Source organism: Glutamicibacter sp. BW80, assembly GCF_002332385.1.
Lineage (GTDB): Bacteria > Actinomycetota > Actinomycetes > Actinomycetales > Micrococcaceae > Glutamicibacter.
Window position 1 is genome coordinate 138,063 of sequence record NZ_NRGV01000075.1, and the last position, 19,563, is coordinate 157,625.

The window sequence follows — 19,563 nt, forward strand, 5'->3', positions numbered from 1 at the left end:
CCTTCAATCAAAACGCTATTAGAGGAGCGAGATGAGCACCGGCATCAACATTCCAAGGAACCTTCTGCCCGCCGACGGAAGATTCGGCGCAGGACCATCCAAGATTCGCCCCGAGCAAATTCAGGCAATCGTCGACGCAGGTGCCGACCTATTAGGCACCTCCCACCGTCAGGCGCCGGTCAAGAACCTGGTTGCCTCCGTGCAGGATGGCTTGAAGGAAATGTTTAGCGCACCTGAGGGTTACGAGGTGCTTCTGGGAGTTGGCGGCGCCACCGCTTTCTGGGACGCCGCAGCATTCTCCCTAGTACGCAATAAAGCTCAGCACTTGTCCTTTGGTGAATTCGGCTCGAAGTTTGCCAACGCTACCGACAAGGCCCCCTTCCTTGCGGCCTCCTCGATTATCACCTCCGAGCCTGGTTCGGTTCCGAGCCCGGTTGCCGAAGCTGACGTGGATCTCTATGCCTGGCCGCACAATGAAACCTCCACCGGCTCCGCTGCCCCGGTCAAGCGCGTTCCGGGTGCCAACGAAGATTCACTGATCGTCGTTGATGCAACGAGCGCCGCCGGCGGCTTGGATGTAGATTTGTCGCAGACCGACGTGTACTACTTTGCCCCGCAGAAGAACTTTGCTTCCGACGGTGGCCTCTGGGTTGCGTTCGCCTCCCCCGCAGCAATTGCGCGCATCGAGGAGATCGCAGCGACCGATCGCTGGATCCCAGACTTCTTGAATCTGAAGACTGCGCTGGATAACTCGCTGAAGAACCAGACCTACAACACACCGTCATTGACCACCTTGGTGACCCTCGATGCGCAGATCAAGTGGATCAACTCCAATGGCGGCCTGAAGTGGGCAGCGGCTCGCACCGCCGAGTCAGCTGGCCAGATTTACGCGTGGGCCGAGGCCTCAAAGGTTGCCACGGCATATGTAGCCAACCCGGATCACCGCTCAAACGTTATCGCCACGATCGACTTCGACGATTCGGTGGACGCCACGGAAATCTCCAAGGCGCTGCGCGCCAACGGCGTGGTGGATGTTGAGCCATACCGCAAGCTCGGCCGAAACCAGCTGCGTATCGCGACCTTCGTGGCTATCGATCCGAGTGATGTCGCGGCGCTGTTGAAGAGCATTGATTATGTCATCGAGCAGCTCTAAATTCTGATCGAGCAAAAGCGATCCGCGGCTTCACCCCATTGGGGCGAAACCGCGGATCGCTTTTTCTTTTCTTAAGCCTTGTTTCGCTAGCTTTCCTTGCGTGACCGGTTACGCTGGGCTGCGCGGCGACGAGCCGCCGTGCGTTGCGCGGTGCGTCGGCGACGCACCTGACGGCGTGCAGGGGTTTTGATTCCCTGTTCGGACGTCGCCTCCGGTTCGCCGGTTGCTTCGTGTTCGTCTGTGGCAGTGGTCGACTCCGTCAAGTCCTCCTGGGTTTCGTTCCCAGCAGGTTCGGCAGCGGTGTTCTCTGCGCCGGAGTTCTCAGTTGCGGTCGCACTAGGGCCGGGTTCATCCTTGGGCTCATTGGCCTCGGCTTCCGCCGCCTCGATTTCTTCTTTGACTAAGCGCTCAGCCCACGGGACCCACGCCGGTGCAAGGAGTGCGTCTTCACCGGCAACTATGCCAGCTTCGCAAACGGTTAGATCTTTAGCTTTTGCTCGTGGCACCCGTGCGATTGTCGCGAACCAAGTCCAGCCCCGATAGCCCCTTTTCTGGGAGACAAATCGATGGGTGACTAATCGTTCACCTTCGGGCGTGGCTCCGAGATACTCACCGATCTCCGTTTCTGCCGCGATCTCGATGAGTGCGTTGCGCGCAACATCAACCGCTTCCGCGAGGGTGGTGTCTAACTTGGGTTTACGGGCCATTATTTAAACGTCCAGATCATCGGCTACCGCGCGTAGCACGGTAGCAACCTTTTTGCCGTGTGCTTGTTCAGGATATCGCCCCTTGCGCAAGGTGTTGGATACCTGATCAAGAACCTTGATCAGGTCTTCGATCATTGCAGCTTGCTGTTCGGGGTTCTTCCGTTTGGCGCGAGCCACCGACGGAGCTTCCTCTAAGATGCGCAGGCTCAGTGCCTGAGGACCCCGGCGGCCTTCGGCCACGCCAAACTCCAGGCGTGTGCCCGGGCGTAGATCATGAACGCCTTCCGGCAGCGCCGCGGCGTTCACGTAAATCTCTTTACCATCTTCGGTGGTAATGAATCCGAAGCCCTTGGCCTTTTCGTACCACTTAACCTTGCCGCTAGGCATGATCCCTTACCTCGTTCGTTTCTCGTGCTGCAGCGCATATCAGTGCAACTAATTTACTTCACGCTACGCCTTTTCATATCTCCGGATCCATGGAGCATTCATCCGGGTCGTGCATTTACTTCTACCGGGTGCTCAACGTACGGATTCGAATTAAGTCGAATACCTTAGATTATGACACCTTGAGGCCCGCAACTTCACCTTGAGTCACGGCGGCTGCATTAGAAGCGCTGTATCGTTAATAGCCGTGAGCGCTTCATCGATTACCTTGACCGTCATTTCCCGCACCGCAATTACACTCGCGGTCCTCTCGGCATTGTCCCTCGCGGCGGTCCTCGTGTTGTATTTCAAGGAAATTTCAATCCCGCCGATCATCATGGCATTCGGCGTTTTCGGCTTGCCTCTCGCCTTCATCCTGGCCGGCGTGGTCATCATCGGTAACATCCGAAAACGCCGCAACGGCTAGCCCTCTCTCCCAGACGGCTCTCAGTCGACTCCCAGTCTTCGCGTGCACACTGGGTTTATGAGTGCAAAAACCCCAGAGGCCAAACTCCTTGTCGTGGATGACGAACCAAATATCCGCGAACTTCTATCAACTTCCCTGCGATTCGCCGGTTTCCAAGTGGTCGCCGCAGCCAACGGCCGCGAGGCTCTCGCAGCCGTCGAAGCAGAAGAACCAGATCTCGCGGTTTTGGACGTCATGCTTCCAGACATGGACGGCTTCACCATCACCCGCAAGCTACGCGCTGCCGGTCGGCACTTCCCCGTGCTGTTCCTGACTGCTCGCGATGACACCAGCGACAAGGTCACTGGATTGACTGTCGGCGGCGATGATTACGTGACCAAGCCCTTTAGCCTCGATGAAGTTGTCGCCCGCATTCGTGCGGTGCTACGCCGCACCGCGACGGGCGAAGAAGAGAACGCCACCATCGTGGTCGCCGACCTAGAACTTGATGACGACGCACATGAGGTGCGGCGAGCAGGCGAGGTCATTGATCTATCTCCTACCGAATTCAAGCTGCTGCGCTACCTGATGATGAATCCGAACCGCGTACTGTCCAAGTCGCAAATCCTGGACCATGTCTGGGAGTACGACTTCAACGGCGACGCTTCGATCGTTGAATCATACATTTCCTATCTGCGTCGCAAGGTTGACCGCCCCGAGTGGCCTGCCCTGATTCAGACCAAGCGCGGCGTCGGTTACCTGATGCGCACCCCGGACCGCCGCTAGGGCCGATGCCGCTTGGCGGCCCAAGGGATTGTAAAGTCATTACATGCAGGCATTTAGAACGCTGTGGCGTCGCACTTCGTTGCGCACCAAATTGGTGATGCTGATGTGCGCGCTGATGATCTGCGGCGTCGGCGCCACAGCGTTCGGCTCCGCACACACACTTCGCATCTCGATGACCAACCAGATCGATGATCAGCTCAACGTTGCTGGCCCCACCATGGGCTTTGGCCTGAACAAGGCCTACCAGTATTCCTTGGACAATGATCAATCTGGCAGAAACGCTGGCATCGATTCAACGTTGCTGGGGTTGAACCGCTCCTATGCGGACATTCGAGATATAAACGGCAAGATCGTCTACATCATGCCTCGAAGCCGGGTTACCCCCGGTAACACCAGTGACACTCCTCTACTCGCCCCAACGCAAATGGCGGAGCTGGCTAAGACACCATGGGCACCGGTAACCATTCCGGGCATCCACTCCGGCTCGGCCGGCTGGCGTGCCATGATCGTTCCGCTGCCTACCAGCGAGATGAATGTTTTCATTGCGCTTCCGTTGGAAAACGTTAATGACACGGTTCAAAAGACCGCTATCCTCGTCTTATCTACCGGCCTGTTGGCGACCTTGCTCATGTCAATGATCGCCTACGGATTAACCTCCCGGTCATTGCTTCCGCTGATCCGCGTTGAACGCACCGCAGCCATGATTGCCGAGGGAGATCTGTCCCAGCGTGTACGCAATTATCCGCCGGAGACCGAAGTCGGCAGACTCTCCCGCTCCTTGAACGCAATGCTTGCACAGATCGAGCGGGCCTTCCGCGACCGTGAGGCCTCGGAAAACAAAATGCGTCGCTTTATCCAAGACGCCTCTCATGAGCTGCGCACCCCCCTGGTGACCATCCAAGGCTATTCGGAGTTCTACCGTCATGGGGGACTTGCCGACTCCGAAGCTCTGGATTCAGCTATGGGACGTATCGAAGCCGAATCCAAACGCATGGCTCACCTGGTCGAAGACCTGCTTATGCTGGCCCGGCTCGATGAGCAGCGCCCCCTCGAAAAGCAATCGGTCGACCTGCTGGTACTCGGACAGGACGCCGCCGAGGACACCAAGGTCCGAGCGCCACTACGCAAAGTTACCTTGGTCGGATTGGACACCAAGTATCCTTCTCCAGCCAGCACGGTCGGCGATGACGCGCGCATCCGCCAGGTCATTGCCAATTTGATCACCAACGCACTGCGCTACACCCCCGAAGACTCAGCTATCGAGATCGCCGTGGGAGTTCGTTCTCTCGTGGCAGGTGCCATGGATGCGGTGCTCGAGATTCGAGATCACGGACCGGGCATTCCAGAGGATGACGCAAACCGTATCTTCGAGCGCTTCTACCGCACCGATAGCTCGCGTCAACGCGAAACCGGCGGCTCGGGCCTGGGGCTGGCGATCGTCGCCGCGATCGTCCAGCAGCACGGCGGTTCGGTTGCGCTGAGCGAAACTCCTGGCGGGGGCGCAACCATGGCCATCTGCCTGCCCTATGTGCCGATGCAGGAGCCGCGTGACCACGAGCAGCAGGACGAGGACTAGAACCCGCGTTTATGTTGTCCACAGTATGTGGGAGCTTCGCGCTGCGCTTGTGCTGCCCGCCCTATGGTGATCTCATCTATCGGATCTCCCCGTAAGGCAGGATCACCCCATGAGTACCTTTTCAACCAACACCGGCGAAATGCAGGTCAAGTCGCAGGCGGTCATGAACACCATCGACAGGTTGCGCTCCGAAGTTTCCACGATGCAGATGAATCTGGATCAGCTTCAAAGCACCTGGCAGGGTTCGGCCGCCGCTTCCTTCCAGTCGATTGTGGCCGAATGGCGCAGCACTCACGTACGCATCGAAGAGGCCTTGAGCAGCATCGCAACGGCGCTAAACCATGCGTCCATGCAGTATGAAGAAGTCGAACAGGTCAACACCTCGCTGTTCCGCTACTGAGCCGTTGGAGCGGGTCCCTCGGTACGCTTAGATCATGAGCATACTGATCGACCCGCCACGCTGGCCCGCTCACGGGACACTCTTTTCCCATTTAGTCTCCGACACCTCGCTGCTGGAGCTGCACCAGTTCGCCAGCCGCATGGGCATCCGGCAGAGAGCCTTCGACAGGGACCACTATGATGTGCCGCAGGAACGCTACGAAGAGTTCGTGGCGGCCGGAGCCCAGGAAGTCTCTGGTAGCGACTTGGTCCGCGCCTTAGTCCATTCCGGACTTCGGATCCCTGCCCGGTTCCGCCCCGAACGGCTCAATCCCGCATTGCTGAAACGGTGGGAGCGGACCTTGCCCGGGCAACGGGCCATGGCTGAGGATTTATTGCTTCGCTGGAGCCAGAAGCACCGCCGCTATCACGATCGAGTACACCTGCTCGCGGTCCTTGAGTCATTGGACTGGCTCTGCGGCACACAGGTTGAGGCGCAGGATCGGCAAATATTGGAGTTGGCTGCTTGGTTTCATGATGCCGTCTACGATGGCACCGCCGAGGACGAAAAAGATTCTGCAAACTTAGCAGCGCGCAGCTTGCATGGGCTGATTACCGATAGGGCTCTTGCCAAGGTTCAACAATTGATTCTGCTGACCATCGAGCATCGACCTGCCGAAGGCGATCTGCTCGGAGCGTTGCTCAGCGACGCAGACCTAGAGGTTTTGGCACGACCAGCCAAGGCCTATCAACGCTATGCCCAAGCTATCCGGGACGAATACGATCATGTGCCGGCAGCAGACTTTGCCCGAGGCCGAGCAAGCATTCTTCGTGAGCTCCTGCGAAAAGACCGGCTGTATTGCACCGCGTCTGCTCAGGAACGCTGGGAAAAACAAGCACGGGCGAACCTTGAGGCCGAGCTTGACCGACTCCACGTGCAAGCCTGAGAACGCTCAAACGCACTCTGCTTGCCGGTTAACGACCCGAGGGCCTGCTTCGTGGTGAAGCAAGCCCTCGGGTTCAGGTTGTCCTGCGAGACAGGTGCCTGGGAAGTACGGAAGCTTAGAAGCCGCCCATTCCGCCCATGCCACCCATGTCGTCGCCACCTGGCATGGCAGCGCCAGCAGGAGCTGGCTTATCTGCAACGACTGCCTCGGTGGTGAGGAACAGACCTGCGATAGATGCAGCGTTCTGCAGGGCCGAACGAGTCACCTTCACTGGGTCATTGACGCCGGCTTCCAGCAGGTCAACGTACTGACCGGTGGCAGCGTTCAGGCCGTGGCCAGCTGGCAGGCCCTTGACCTTGTCGGCGACTACGCCTGGCTCCATGCCGGCGTTCAGTGCGATCTGCTTCAGTGGTGCTTCGATGCCAACACGAACAATGTTCGCGCCGGTGGCTTCGTCGCCTTCCAACTCAAGCTTGGCGAATGCTGCGGCGCCTGCCTGAATCAGAGCCACGCCACCACCGGCGACGATGCCCTCTTCAACAGCTGCCTTAGCGTTACGCACAGCATCTTCGATGCGGTGCTTGCGCTCCTTGAGCTCCACCTCGGTTGCGGCGCCGGCCTTCAGCACAGCGACACCACCGGAAAGCTTTGCGTGGCGCTCCTGCAGCTTCTCGCGGTCGTAGTCCGAATCGGTGTTCTTGATTTCGGCTGCGATCTGCGCCTTGCGGCCCTCGATAGCGTCGGCGTCGCCGCCGCCTTCAACGATGGTGGTCTCGTCCTTGGTGATAACGACCTTGCGGGCGGTACCCAGAACTTCGAGGCCAACGGTGTCCAACGACAGGCCGATTTCCTCGGAAACAACCTGGCCACCGGTCAGCAGTGCGATGTCGGTCAGCATTGCCTTGCGACGATCGCCGAAGCCTGGAGCCTTGACGGCTACAGACTTGAACAGGCCACGGATCTTGTTCAGGATCAGGGTGGCCAGTGCTTCGCCCTCTACGTCTTCGGCGATGATCAGCAGCGACTTGTTCGACTGCATGACCTTCTCCAGCAAGGAAACCATATCCTTGACCGAGGAGATCTTCGAGTTGACGATCAGGATGTAAGGGTCTTCCAGCACGGTCTCCTGACGCTCAGCGTCGGTGACGAAGTATGCGGAAATGTAGCCCTTGTCGAAGCGCATGCCCTCGGCCAGCTCCAGCTCAAGGCCGAAGGTGTTGGACTCTTCTACGGTGATAACGCCCTGCTCGCCAACCTTGTCCAGTGCTTCGGCGATCAGTGCGCCGATTTCTGGATCGCCAGCGGAGATCGAAGCGGTAGCAGCGATCTGCTCCTTGGATTCGATCTTCTTAGCAGCGGTGAACAGCTCGGCGGTGACGGCTTCTACAGCCTTGTCGATGCCGCGGCGTAGCGCGATTGGGTCGGCGCCGGCAGCAACGTTGCGCAGGCCTTCCTTGACCAGAGCCTGAGCGAGCACGGTAGCGGTGGTGGTACCGTCACCGGCGACGTCGTCAGTCTTCTTGGCAACTTCCTTGACGAGCTCGGCACCGATCTTCTCGTATGGATCCTCGAGCTCGATTTCCTTGGCGATGGACACACCGTCGTTGGTGATAGTGGGTGCGCCCCACTTCTTCTCCAAAACAACGTTGCGGCCGCGTGGGCCCAAGGTCACCTTAACGGCGTCCGCCAGAATGTTCAGGCCGCGCTCAAGTCCGCGGCGTGCTTCCTCGTCAAATGCAATCATCTTGGCCATAGTGGCTTTCGGTCCTTTCGGGGACGATTTTGCGAAAATGCAACCGACAGACAGCGCCCGCGACGGACGAGCACACCGTTGCCGGCATCGGGCCGACAATTCGGATTAGCTCTCGCTATCTGAGGTATTCTTCACGCTCCGTGCGTTGAGCAACCGCCGAGACGAAAGGGTTCGATTCTAAAACGAACAACCGATCGGCATTAGCAGTCGTAACGCATGAGTGCTAATACAAATATTGGCACTCTCGCATGGCGAGTGCAAGCTGATCGGCTGTGAGCGAAGCTAATTATTACTTCGAGTTCAACGTATCGTCAGCGCCAAGGACGACCGAAACTCGGTTGGGGATGTTCCGGGTCTGCAGAACCTCATCGATGTTCAAGACTTCGGCGGCTTTTTCCGCGGTGGTCCGGTAGGCCTCGGACATGTAATACACCGTCGAGGTCTCGGCGTCTCGGGTCCAATTATCCGTCACGATATTCGTGAAATCAGCCTCGGCAAGCAATTCTTCGCCTGCCCCTGCAGCTCCTGCAATACTTGCGCCGTTGTACACGCCGATGAGTTGTCCGTACAACACGTCAGCGTCATCGATGGTGCTAGACGGAGTTGCGCTTTCGGATGCGGCTTCGCTTTGGTCAGAAGAGCCTTCGCTCTCCGCCGGTGCCGAGGTTTGCCTCGGTTCGGACCCTGCTAGACGATCGGCAACGCCTGGACCAAAGAAGAATCCGGCACCACCAATCAACAACACCGCAATCGCGGACAGAACTACCCAACGAAGCTTGCTGTCCTTGCCCTTGGCGGCGGCAGACTGCGCCCAGCCGTGGGCGTGATGCGACCCAACGCGGGTACTAAACTCCGGAACGCGATCGAATTCGTCACGTGGGTAGTTGGTCATTCTTGTCCTTGCTCGAGGTCTGGCTGGCCGAGGCCGGCTATGAACTTAGCGTTCCCCGCCGACGGTACCGCTCACACGACGCTTAGTAGATCGAAGTCTACGCAACCGCTTTACCAGCATTGGGTCATAGGCCATCGCCGCATCCGTGTCGATCAGCTGGTTGAGTAGCTGATAGTAGTTTGTCGGCGAGATAGAGAACTGCTTGGTAATAGCTTGTTCCTTGGCTCCGGCATACTTCCACCACAGCTTCTCCATGTTCAAGATCTGTTGCGAACGCTCGTCCAGCTCGGAATCGGGGTTCATCACGAAATCCACTAAAACCTCATTGCCAGCCATACGTTCACCTCATCCTAGAACTTCGAAAAGTCGGGTTTATTCATGCATATTTATCCACGCGTGGTGGACACACCACCGATATTCTAACCAATCAACCAACGCCGTGCCGTGTAACACGGCACAACCGCGCCGGAAAACCGGCAGAATGGTTGCCATGAACAACGAGCAGCCCGCCCTTTTCGACGCTCCCGAGCCTACCGCGCCGCCGGCATATTCCACCGAAGACTTCCCCTTCTTCTTTGGTGCAAAATCGCTGGCAAGTCGCGGGTTTATCGCCGCGGATTGGGTTTCCACTTTGGAACCGCTCGATGGCGTGTTGCAGGAAATCGCACGTAAGTTGGCGGCACGCTCACAGGCTGGCGAGCAGATACTCCCGGCCCCAGAGGTGATGTTGCGCGCACTATCGCTACCCGTAGCCGAGATCAAAGTCCTGATCATGGGTCAAGACCCCTATCCGACGCCCGGACAGGCGAATGGCTTGGCCTTCGCCGCAGCGAAGAACGTGCGCCCCCTGCCGCGTAGCTTGCGCAACATTTACAAGGAGCTGTTCGTAGATCTTGGCGTGCCCGAAGCTGGGCATCCAGACCTCGGCGCCTGGCATGAGCAAGGGGTCATGCTGCTCAATCAGGTTCTCTCTGTGACTGCGTCTAACGCCGGCAGTCACCAGAAGCTTGGCTGGGCACCGGTAGTTGAAGCGATTATCGCTACGCTCAATGCCCGCAAGGTGCCGGTGGTGGCTGTTCTGTGGGGTGCCCACGCACAGAAGCTTGGTACCCTGATGAACAATATGCCCCAGCTTCGCAGCGCTCATCCTTCCCCGTTGTCCGCTTCACGTGGATTCTTTGGGTCAAAGCATTTTTCGCAAATCAATAGGCGCCTGGCCGAAATCGGCCAGGCGCCTATTGAATGGAAACTGCCGGCCGGCTAGCGGCGGCGGATGCGTCGGCGTTCGCGCCGTGCGTTGGAGGTCAGCGGACGGCACAGTGTGTCGCCGAAGACCACACCACCGGCGATGGACAGCATGATTGCAAACGCGTTGAACATTTCCACCAGGCCGGCGAACATTTCATCCACCTCGAAAACGATGCCGTACATGGCCCGGAAGATCATCAGGCCAGGCAGCATGAACATGACCGCGGGGGCTGCGATCACGAGCTGAGGTGAATTCAGCTTGTCCGCCAGGAAGCGCGCAGCGAAGCCAATGGCCGTGGACACCACCGCTGGCGTTGCCCGAGCGCCAAGCCCGACCTGCTCCGCCAAGAGCAGCACCAGATAGCCGCCGACCGCGATCAACGCGGTAGGAAGCAACAAGCGCTGTGCGGTCTGCTCGGTGACCGAACCGGCCAGAATGGCGACTGCTACCAAGGCGATCAGCATCCATGTCGGATAATCGGTGGCGACGATTTTATGGACATCCACCTTGTCCCCGCCCAATACGGATGAAACCACCAACGCCGCGGAGATCCCGGAAAGTATTGCCGTATAGGTCAACCCAGCGGAAAATAGACGTCCGACCGCGGTGACCGGAAAGCCATTGATTGCGTCTTGCAGCGCCGAAACAAATCTGCCAGAAGGCAGCAGAAGCAAGATGCCACCAGAGACTACCAACGCCGGATCCAATGGTGCGTGGACCTGATGGCTAAGCAAGGCTATTCCGGTGACGGTAAAAGTCGAGGTCGCCACGGTGAAGAACTCTGGGACCCGCCATCGGGATCCATACCGGCCTATCTGCGAGATCAGCCAGGACGAAGCCATCGCGACGAGTGCACCGAGCCATGAACCGCCGATGAACAGGACGAAGGCGGCGGCGAAAACCGATTGGCCAACCGCAACGAACCAACGCGGGAAAGGCTTCGGCTTCCGTGTGATCCTTTTAAGCCGCTTGGCAGATTCGGTCCGCGAAACACCACCAGCGATGATGTCCGAAACCAGCTCGTGCACCATCACCATGCCCGCGTAGTTCGTAGTGTACGAACGCACCACGCGCAGGATAGAGTAGCTCTCAGCTTCTGGCGGGCTGTAGTTCAGGTGCAACGATTGATTGGTGATATCCACGTCTAGGTGGCTAAGCCCTAGGGCTGCGGTCACCGCGATGATGCTGGTTTCCACTTCCAAAGCACCAGCCCCATAGCGAATCAGCGTTTCGCCAAGGTCCAGCGCAAACTCCATGGTTCGCCGCGCCGAAGCATCTTGATCGACGTTGACCCTAGGGTTCGCGTAGGGGGTGCCGCGCAATCGGTCAACGACCTTCAGCGCCTCAGTCGGCGGCGTATCCGAGATCCACATTTTTGCCAGCAAACGGCGAGCCACCGGGTTGGCCCGTGTAGGCATCAGTGTAATGCCGTCATCAGAGGTGTAGACCTGGCCGGTACGCGACTCGATATCCGCCACGTCCGCTGACGCAACGCTCGCACTTACCGCGGTATTTAGCGGTAGCTCGGAGGCCATGGTCGTCTCAAAAGACGCCGTCTCGGGAAGGTGCCCCATGTTGATTTCACTCGTCGAAATACGAGGTAGCGACCCGGCCAATGGCGAAGGATCTTCTCCTGGATTTTTCGAATCCGCGTGCTTCTCACCATGGTCTTGCTGCGCCACGAATCACTCCCCCTAGGCTCTTGTTCTATTCGTCATCCTCACGATACAACCACGGCAAGTAAAGCGGGAGAATGGAATCAAAATAGGCCGAGTATCCCTGAACACATCTGGCATTTTTGCTGTCGGAAATAAATTTATCGGTGGACTGGTTACCCATTTAGATGCAATTGCATGGAAATCTAAGAGAAGAGGATCATTGTGAGTTCCATCGGTCAAACAAGCCTCCGGCCTGAAATTGGTGTTGAAACTTTCGGGGATCTCTCCGAAGACCAGCAGGGCAAGCAGTTATCGCACGCTCAGGTTATTCGCAACGTCATCGTCGAAGGGCAGAAGGCCGAAGAAGTTGGCCTTGATTTCTTCGGCGTTGGTGAACATCACCGAGACGATTATGCTGTATCGTCGCCGGAAATAATTCTCGCGGCGCTGGCGCAAGTCACCGACAAGATCCGCCTCGGTACCGCGGTAACGGTGCTCTCCAGCGATGACCCGGTTCGGGTGTACGAGCGCTTCGCAACGCTCGATGCCATCGCGCAGGGACGTGCCGAAATTATCGCCGGACGCGGATCCTTCATCGAGTCCTTCCCGTTGTTTGGGCTCAACCTCGAGGACTATGAGTCTCTCTTCGAAGAAAAACTCGATCTCCTGGCTAAGGTCCGATCCGGAGAGCCCGTGACCTGGTCTGGAGAACACCGCGGCGCTTTGAACAGCCAACAGCTGTACCCGCTATTGGAAAACGATGCGCTCACCACTTGGGTGGGCGTCGGCGGCAGCCCGCAGTCGGTACTTCGCGCCGCTCGCCACGGCCTTCCACTCTTTCTCGCAATCATTGGCGGCCAGCCATCAGCCTTCGAGCAGCTAGTTCAGCTTTACCACCGCGCGTTGAAAGAGCTGGGCAAGCAACCTCAAAAGGTGGGTGCGCACTTCCACGGATTGGTTGCACCGACCGATGCGGAAGCTCTCGAACTGTTGTGGCCGCACTATCAGCGCACCATGAATCGCTTGGGCGCCGAACGCGGTTGGCCGCCGGTTAGCAAAATGCGCTTGGAGGCCGCTATGGGGCCTGAAGGTTCCATGATGGCCGGTAGTCCGCAGACCGTCGCCACCAAGATGGCGAAGGTCACCAGAAGCCTCGGACTAAGTCGAGTAGACATCAAATATTCGGCAGGCTCTTTGCCACACGAGACCATGCTCGAGAGCATCGAGCTGCTTGGCAACGAAGTCAAACCGCTGGTTCACGAGTTACTCGCCAAATAACCACCGGCTACGCGCGATCCACTAAAAGCAGTTAAATAAAGAGAAAACCACCGNNNCGGTGGTTTTCTCTTTATTTGGTGGATCTTACTGGACTCGAACCAGCGACCTTTCGCGTGTGAGGCGAACGCTCTAACCAACTGAGCTAAAGATCCATCTTTGCGTCAACCTCCCGGTCAAGCACCTAAACGATCTTAGCGGTCTTTGCCTTGGCCGCAAAATCGGCGCCAGCTGCCCCACAGCTAGCGGCTACGTCGCCCATCACGCCACCGTCCTAGGGCAGGAGCTCAAGAGAAAAGCCGACTACGGCAGACCTAAAATAATAGTGCCTTTCGTTTATCTAGATTTCACTTTATTGCCCCTATTTTCTCTTGCTAACGAGCAGAGATTGAATGCATAATTTTTTTAGTTCCTCGAGCTCATACTGGGCCCTGCAAGGACGTTGCCGTAAGCCACCGGCTGCGGTCCCCTGAAGGCCAACGAAACCCATTGCTCTGCGTCCCACACAACAGCAATAGCCAGATAGTTCGTTCGTCTTAGCATTTAGGACGGTTCCCAGTGCGCCCTACCCTTCGCTATGCCCTGTCATCAACAGCTCCTGCTGGTGCCGCACGCACCGAGATGGCGACTTTGTATCCGGAAATTGATGATCGATGGAATCAAAAAATTGACCGCGCACGTTGTGTGGTCAGCGTCCGTGACTCAGGTGTTCTGGTCGCAGCCGGAGTCGTGCACGACGCGGTGCTGGCTCCAACTAGCGCCATGGGCGCGCTTGAATTAGGTTGCATGGCGGTCCGCCCGGAATATCGGCGCCAAGGCATACGCCAGCAAGTGACAGACCTACGCCTGGAGTATGTGGTGCAGGCAGGCTGCATACCCATCACCGTCATCGATTCGGCAAATCCCAGCTCCTGGGCAGCCTACGAACGCTCCGAGCGATGGGAACGCGAACGAACTTTCGAATCCGACGGGCGGACCAAGTACATTTATCGCGCCACTGCTCTCGCATCGGATTGGTTGTCTCCCCCACCGCAGCGTGACATCGCCTCCAGCACACTGGCTGGCCACTCGGTTCGACCTTTGCCGAGCTCTTGGCATTCGCCACAAGTTCACACAACCAGATGAGCTAAAAGAGCGCTTCTTGTAGCTCATCGACGAGCTCATGCCCTGGCACTGGCACGACCTCACCGGCTCGGCGAGCGCGCGCCGACTCATGCAAGTCGATCGGAGTAACTTTCAACACCGAGTCAACCATGGCATTTAGGAACTGAGCGGTGCCGACATCTTCGGGCACCGGGTGGTGCACCGCCTTGACCTCTGGCTGCTCGGCACTGTCATCCCAGTCCACAAGCAAAAGTCCGGTCGCTGTATAGCCAAAGCCATCGCCGAAATCGCGCAGCTTGCGGATCATGTCCACGGTACGTCGGAAAGCTGCCGGTTCGGTTTCTAAAATGGTGGCGCGTTGCACGAAGTAGAAGCCGACGGCTGCCAGCGGGTAGCGGGCACGCAGGTTGGCCGCGTCCCCGTAGGCTTCTTCGTACCGATTGGACAGGTTCTTGCCGAAGGAAGAAGTCATTGCCTTGGTGCTTAATAGCAACTCCGGTCCCGTGGACCAGTGGGTCATCACCACGTCGGTCTGCTTCATGTAGGCGCGGCCCAGAATCCTGGCGTCGGTGCTTCCGGCCTTGCCGGCCAGGATTGCTTCATGCAGCTCGTCGGAGAGCCGTTCGGGGAGCTTGCGCAGCAATTCGAGGATGTCCGAAGACAACACCCGTGGCGCTTCCGCGCGCGGCCAGACGAGGTCTGCGTCGAACCCCGCCCGGCGGAGTTCATGGGCTAGCCAAGCGTCGACGCCCTGGGCAAAACGACCGGAACGGGTCGCGGCCTTAGAACGCACCGGAATGCTTAGCAACCGCTCGAGGACGTCGAAAGAAGGGTTGAACTCCTCGGTGACGGCGCCGTTAAGGATCCACGGCGAATCTTTGAGCGCAGATATCAACGTCGCGTCGTATTCGGCGAAGGCCAGGGATTTCTCGACTGTGCCTGATCCCATGATTAGTTCTCCACTGCCTTAGCTCGGGACTTGCGTCGTTCCAGCATGTCTTGGCGTGCGCCGCGTAGCGCACCGATCGCGGCAGCGTCTAGCTCCAGCATCATTCCCAACACTATTTCGTCTACCAGCTCCGTAGCTTCTTGCTTACGGCCATGCAGCAGATGTTCGCGGACCTCGTTTTTGATGGATCGCAGCGGTATTGCATGCTCGGCGACCAACTGGGTTGAGGGCACTGGAAGCTTATCCGCCTCGCCGGGTTCCAGCTTCAAGATGCCTCCCCCGTAGGAGCGTCCCACCATTTCGGCACCCAGCATAGTCAAGGTATTAAACGAAGCCAGAGGCAGCAGCTCACGTCCCAGCTCACGCACATCGGCCCCGAGGTATACCCCATGGATTGAATTGATGTGATGCACACCTGCATGGTTAGTCGTCAGCCGGGGAGTGTCAGCATTCATATAGGTCATGAACAGATCAGGCACCGACAACAACGGGACCCGCCACCAGGGAGTACGCATCCGGCACTTATAGGCTTGGTCCACCGACTCCAGCTCGCCGCGGCCAATTAAGCGCTCTCCCGCGGTGGAGGCGCCACCCTGGGGCCGGAACATCAAGGTCGCCAAGCCGTGCTCCCCGAGTCGCTGCCATTGCTTAGCGTCTAGTTCCAAGCCGCGAAGATGCCTAGAACCGGGAGGCGATATTTCCACCAGGTCGCTCGCGTCCAAACCTAATTCCTCGGCCCGCGCCGGGCTGAGCGTAAACCATTTATTGTTGCCGGTCACCGCGCCCAGCGAGGTCTCTCCCCAGCCCTGCAGATCAATAAACCCGCCGGTAGCATGCGCCTGGTTGAGTATCCCCTGAGCTTCAAAAGTCACCAAGGACCCGGTCCAACGGTCACTTGGACGCTTCGGAGTGTGGATTGCTCCCTCGCCGAGTCCAATCAGATCCTTGGCATTACGAAATTGGTGCAGGCTGAAGGAGTCGCTGGAACCGGTCTGATAACCCTCCGCAAGCAACAGCACCACTTCTTCCTGCGCGTCGACGAATAGCCGCTGTTCGAAGACCGCGAGATGCACCTTGGCGAAACGTTCAAGCAGCATTGCACGCACGGGCCCCGCATAGTTCACGAACATCAGCTCTGCCGGGAGCACTAGGGCCAGACGACCGCCGACCTTCAGGAAGCTGGTGGCGTGCACGACGAAGGCCGCCCACACGGAGGCAAGCTCGTTCAGCTCGACTCCGGAGCGCCGTGCGGCTTCGCGCGAGATCTTGCGCTGGGCTCCGCGGTGCAGCTGATAACGCACGTACGGGGGGTTGCCAATCACCGCATCCATATCCGCGGTGCCTGGGATATCAAAGAAATTTGCGTGCTGGATCCTAGCCTGTGCGCCTTGTTCCGCGAGGATTGCGCGTGCCGCCAGCACCGAAGGCTCGTGAAGCTCCACCCCGAATAATTCGCTGGCGCCGCGCCCATCGTTGGTGACTTGGGCAGCGGTCGCCAAGAATTGGGCTTCGCCACATGAGGGTTCAAGCACACGACGACCCTGTTCGCCTAGCGCCCACTCGGTCATGAACCGGGCTACCGGCTCGGGGGTGAAGTAGGCGCCCCGCTCATGCCGAGCGGCGCTCCCTACAATATTTATCTTGCTCTTCAACACACATCGATCTTTCCATGGCCACCAGACGTTTTGGCAGGGCCAAGACGATCGCCGCACACCGTGCGAAACACCGGCAGACTTCGCGACTGGCAGGTTTTACGGCGGGGCAAGTTTCTTATCTGCCTATTCTACGTGGCCGGCCTGCAAAGCTCGTTAGTGCTTGGCACGCAGCTTGTTGATGCCCACGACAGCGGCGGCAACCACGCAACCAATCAAGAATCCGGCGATGCAAGAAAAGGCGGTATTCGTCACCCAGCCCAAGATCGCCCCGGCCGAACCGGTAGCCTCGTGCACCAGCAGTTCCATATGATGCACAAAACCGTAGGGGGCGTGCCAGCCCAGCTCGTCCATCCCGACCAGAATTAGGTGGCCGCCGACCCAGAGCATCGCCACCACACCTACCTTGCCGAGGATCGACATCACGATCGGCATGGCCTTGACCAGGCCACGGCCAACCTTCTGCGACAGCTTGGATGCCTTCTGCGCCATGTGCAGTCCAATGTCATCCATCTTCACGATCAGCCCCACCGCACCATAGACCACCACGGTCATCAGGATAGCGATCACAATCAGGATTAGCGCGCGATTCAAGAATGGTTCGTGGGACACTTCGTTCAGCGAGATGACCATGATCTCCGCTGAGAGCACGAGGTCTGTCCGCACCGCCGCGCCGATGATCGCTTTTTCGTCGCGCACTCCCTCCTTGCCGCCCGGTGTGTGGTGCTTGACCACGCCCATCGCTTCAAGCAGCTTTTCGGCCCCTTCAAAAACAAGATAGGCACCTCCGAGCATCAGGATCGGGGTGAGCGCCCACGGAGCGAACTGCGAAAGGATCAGAGCCACCGGAAGGATGAACAGCATCTTGTTCCGGATTGACCCAACGGCGATCTTCCAAATGATCGGAAGCTCCCGCTTGGGCGATAGCCCGGCCACGTATTGCGGGGTGACAGCCGCATCGTCGATGACGACTCCAAGCGACTTGGTGCTTGCCTTCGCAGCTCCCATAGCGATGTCGTCGAGTGACGCCGCCGTGACCTTTACGAGGGCTGCGACGTCATCCAGAAGAGCCACGAGTCCACCGGCCATGCCAAAACTCCTTGAGATATTGTTCGGTCGTTTTGGTGCCACCGTACAGGCGCCAGAATCGACAAGGAAATACACCTGAAGTTTAGCGCCCTGAGTTGCCCAGAAACTGTGAGACACCAAAAGAATGCGAATTTTTCGGGGCAAGCCACGGTCGATCCGCAGATGCGGTTGGGAAATAAAAGACCCTCGCCGATGTTCAAGCTTGAACATCGGCGAGGGCCATCCGAGCCCCCTATCGGATTCGAACCGATGACCTACGCTTTACAAGAGCGTTGCTCTGGCCAGCTGAGCTAAGGAGGCGTACTGCATAAGAATATCCGAAGACTGCGCCCGACTGCGAATCGAGACTTTGGCGGCGTTAACCACCCGTGGGGAGCGCACCGCTAGCGATGCACTCCCCACGGGAATCGTGTCAGAGCGGCAGAAAATTATCGACCACAGTTCACGCAGCTTTAGGCAGTCTAGGCGTTGGCCTTGATGGCCGCCTCAACTGCTTCGACAAAGTCCTGATTGGCAAGGTCCATAACCTCGCCCTGGATGAAGATGCTCGGAGTGCCCAAAACACCGTCGTAGCCGGCAGCTAGTGTTGCAGTTTCCACGAACGGACGGTAGGTTCCCTTGTCGATGCAGGACTTCACCGAGTCTGAAGCGCCGGCGGCAATCGCCATTTCGGAGATCTCAGCATTCTTCATTTCGCCCTGATCGTAGTGCCCCCACAGAGCGCTGGCAAAGTCCAAGTAGGCTGCTGGGCTCTGGTCAGCTACACAGGCCAGCGCGTTGGCCCCACGCGAGGAGAAGTTCGTTGGCGAGTTTCCATCGAGGAAGCCGACGTTGCGGTATTCCAAGGAGATCTTGCCGTCCGCCAACCACTGCTTCATCTGCGGCCCATACTTGCTTTCAAATTCAGCACAGTGGACGCAGTTCGCATCAACAAACAAGGTCACGTTGATCGGCTCGCCCTTGGCGCCCACGGTCAGATCGCGTGGTTCGGGAGTCGCCGGCTTCGAATCGGGAGCGACAAGTTTGGTGTTGTCGATCTTCACACCCGAGGTATTTGCAACGGTGGTCGGCGACGTCAACAGAATACCGCCAGCGGCGTTGCCGCCCTGAGGCGCGGCTCCGGCGTCCGGAACCTTGGCGTTGTTATTCTGCACGATGAGCACAACCACCAGGACCACGACCAAAACGACAGCAGCCAGCACGCCAAGCTTGACGAAGAGCGACTTGCGTTTCTGGGCCGAGGCCTGAGCAGCCTGCAGCTGCGCGGCCTTTTCACGGGCGCTAGCGTTGCGCTCCGCTTTGGACGGACGCGAGTTGTTTGTAGACATAAGTTCGAATGTTCCTTGGCTCAACGGAAATACTGTAATCTGCTTCCAAGCTTAGCCAATGGAATGGCCGCCCTCCCCCGTAATTGCCAGATTCCCCAACCTTCACAGGTTGCGCATAACATTCGCCAACATGATGCAAAGCCCCATTTTGGGGTTATTTGAGACTTCAACCAAGTCATGCCGGATAAGTTCATCTTTGGGCCTCATTCGGCGTTAAAAGCCCATCCGCGCCGCTTCT

Annotated in this window: 19 protein-coding genes and 2 tRNA genes; 9 read left to right on the forward strand and 12 right to left on the reverse strand. The window is 58.2% G+C overall.

Annotation, left to right across the window (positions count from 1 at the left end):
* Positions 1–31 precede the first annotated feature (31 nt).
* Positions 32–1,153: a phosphoserine transaminase gene (gene serC, locus CIK76_RS18500; protein ID WP_096289203.1), complete on the forward strand. Its 1,122-nt coding sequence runs from the start codon at positions 32–34 to the stop codon at positions 1,151–1,153.
* 86 nt (positions 1,154–1,239) lie between these two features.
* On the opposite strand, the gene CIK76_RS18505 is transcribed toward serC, so the two are convergent.
* On the reverse strand, positions 1,240–1,860 hold the full coding sequence (locus tag CIK76_RS18505; RefSeq protein ID WP_096289205.1) for a DUF3027 domain-containing protein: 621 nt from the start codon (positions 1,858–1,860) through the stop codon (positions 1,240–1,242).
* A gap of 3 nt (positions 1,861–1,863) precedes the next feature.
* Positions 1,864–2,247: a cold shock domain-containing protein gene (locus CIK76_RS18510; RefSeq protein WP_096289207.1), complete on the reverse strand. Its 384-nt coding sequence runs from the start codon at positions 2,245–2,247 to the stop codon at positions 1,864–1,866.
* Positions 2,248–2,491: 244 nt separating this feature from the next.
* Between CIK76_RS18510 and CIK76_RS19205 the strand changes: the two genes are divergently transcribed.
* From CIK76_RS19205 to CIK76_RS18530, 5 genes are all read left to right on the forward strand, one after another.
* A complete protein-coding gene (locus CIK76_RS19205; protein WP_141393626.1) occupies positions 2,492–2,710 on the forward strand; it encodes a hypothetical protein in 219 nt (72 codons plus the stop codon).
* Positions 2,711–2,767: 57 nt separating this feature from the next.
* Positions 2,768–3,475 carry a response regulator transcription factor gene (locus CIK76_RS18515; protein WP_096289209.1) on the forward strand — a complete coding sequence of 236 codons (708 nt, stop codon included), beginning with the start codon at positions 2,768–2,770 and terminating at the stop codon, positions 3,473–3,475.
* A 43-nt stretch (positions 3,476–3,518) separates the two neighbouring features.
* Positions 3,519–5,051: a HAMP domain-containing sensor histidine kinase gene (locus CIK76_RS18520; protein ID WP_096289211.1), complete on the forward strand. Its 1,533-nt coding sequence runs from the start codon at positions 3,519–3,521 to the stop codon at positions 5,049–5,051.
* Positions 5,052–5,160: 109 nt separating this feature from the next.
* The gene (locus tag CIK76_RS18525; RefSeq protein WP_096289213.1) at positions 5,161–5,451 is read left to right on the forward strand and encodes a WXG100 family type VII secretion target; all 291 of its coding nucleotides are present in this window, start codon (positions 5,161–5,163) and stop codon (positions 5,449–5,451) included.
* A gap of 34 nt (positions 5,452–5,485) precedes the next feature.
* Positions 5,486–6,376 carry a DUF4031 domain-containing protein gene (locus CIK76_RS18530; RefSeq protein ID WP_096289215.1) on the forward strand — a complete coding sequence of 297 codons (891 nt, stop codon included), beginning with the start codon at positions 5,486–5,488 and terminating at the stop codon, positions 6,374–6,376.
* 115 nt (positions 6,377–6,491) lie between these two features.
* On the opposite strand, the gene groL is transcribed toward CIK76_RS18530, so the two are convergent.
* The 3 genes from groL to CIK76_RS18545 all read right to left on the reverse strand — a co-directional run bounded on the left by groL (position 6,492) and on the right by CIK76_RS18545 (position 9,357).
* Positions 6,492–8,129, reverse strand: a complete 1,638-nt coding sequence (gene groL / locus CIK76_RS18535; RefSeq protein WP_096289217.1) for a chaperonin GroEL — start codon at positions 8,127–8,129, stop codon at positions 6,492–6,494.
* 289 nt (positions 8,130–8,418) lie between these two features.
* Positions 8,419–9,021 (reverse strand): LytR C-terminal domain-containing protein, encoded by a 603-nt coding sequence (locus CIK76_RS18540; protein ID WP_096289219.1) that lies wholly within the window; start codon positions 9,019–9,021, stop codon positions 8,419–8,421.
* A 45-nt stretch (positions 9,022–9,066) separates the two neighbouring features.
* Positions 9,067–9,357, reverse strand: a complete 291-nt coding sequence (locus tag CIK76_RS18545; protein WP_096256066.1) for a DUF3263 domain-containing protein — start codon at positions 9,355–9,357, stop codon at positions 9,067–9,069.
* A gap of 154 nt (positions 9,358–9,511) precedes the next feature.
* Between CIK76_RS18545 and CIK76_RS18550 the strand changes: the two genes are divergently transcribed.
* Positions 9,512–10,285 (forward strand): uracil-DNA glycosylase, encoded by a 774-nt coding sequence (locus CIK76_RS18550; protein WP_255248544.1) that lies wholly within the window; start codon positions 9,512–9,514, stop codon positions 10,283–10,285.
* Here the strand turns inward: CIK76_RS18550 and CIK76_RS18555 are convergent.
* The gene (locus CIK76_RS18555) at positions 10,282–11,952 is read right to left on the reverse strand and encodes a threonine/serine exporter family protein (RefSeq protein ID WP_255248545.1); all 1,671 of its coding nucleotides are present in this window, start codon (positions 11,950–11,952) and stop codon (positions 10,282–10,284) included. The genes CIK76_RS18550 and CIK76_RS18555 overlap by 4 nt on opposite strands.
* 198 nt (positions 11,953–12,150) lie before the next feature.
* On the opposite strand from CIK76_RS18555, the gene CIK76_RS18560 reads away from it, so the two are divergent.
* Positions 12,151–13,206, forward strand: a complete 1,056-nt coding sequence (locus CIK76_RS18560) for an LLM class flavin-dependent oxidoreductase (protein ID WP_255248546.1) — start codon at positions 12,151–12,153, stop codon at positions 13,204–13,206.
* Between the two features lie 75 nt (positions 13,207–13,281).
* On the opposite strand, the gene CIK76_RS18565 is transcribed toward CIK76_RS18560, so the two are convergent.
* Positions 13,282–13,358 (reverse strand) — tRNA-Val (locus tag CIK76_RS18565).
* Between the two features lie 403 nt (positions 13,359–13,761).
* Between CIK76_RS18565 and CIK76_RS19210 the strand changes: the two genes are divergently transcribed.
* Positions 13,762–14,328, forward strand: coding sequence for a GNAT family N-acetyltransferase (locus tag CIK76_RS19210; protein WP_141393627.1), 567 nt, complete (start codon positions 13,762–13,764; stop codon positions 14,326–14,328).
* 1 nt (position 14,329) lies between these two features.
* On the opposite strand, the gene CIK76_RS18570 is transcribed toward CIK76_RS19210, so the two are convergent.
* The 5 genes from CIK76_RS18570 to CIK76_RS18590 all read right to left on the reverse strand — a co-directional run bounded on the left by CIK76_RS18570 (position 14,330) and on the right by CIK76_RS18590 (position 19,325).
* The gene (locus tag CIK76_RS18570) at positions 14,330–15,256 is read right to left on the reverse strand and encodes a hypothetical protein (protein WP_096289223.1); all 927 of its coding nucleotides are present in this window, start codon (positions 15,254–15,256) and stop codon (positions 14,330–14,332) included.
* Positions 15,257–15,258: 2 nt separating this feature from the next.
* Complete coding sequence (locus tag CIK76_RS18575; RefSeq protein WP_176484315.1) at positions 15,259–16,911, reverse strand: N-6 DNA methylase; 1,653 nt, start codon at positions 16,909–16,911, stop codon at positions 15,259–15,261.
* Positions 16,912–17,064: 153 nt separating this feature from the next.
* Complete coding sequence (locus CIK76_RS18580) at positions 17,065–17,997, reverse strand: DUF808 domain-containing protein (RefSeq protein ID WP_096289227.1); 933 nt, start codon at positions 17,995–17,997, stop codon at positions 17,065–17,067.
* Positions 17,998–18,223: 226 nt separating this feature from the next.
* A tRNA-Thr gene (locus CIK76_RS18585) sits at positions 18,224–18,297 on the reverse strand.
* Between the two features lie 161 nt (positions 18,298–18,458).
* Positions 18,459–19,325 (reverse strand): thioredoxin domain-containing protein, encoded by an 867-nt coding sequence (locus CIK76_RS18590; RefSeq protein WP_096289229.1) that lies wholly within the window; start codon positions 19,323–19,325, stop codon positions 18,459–18,461.
* Positions 19,326–19,563: the final 238 nt, after the last annotated feature.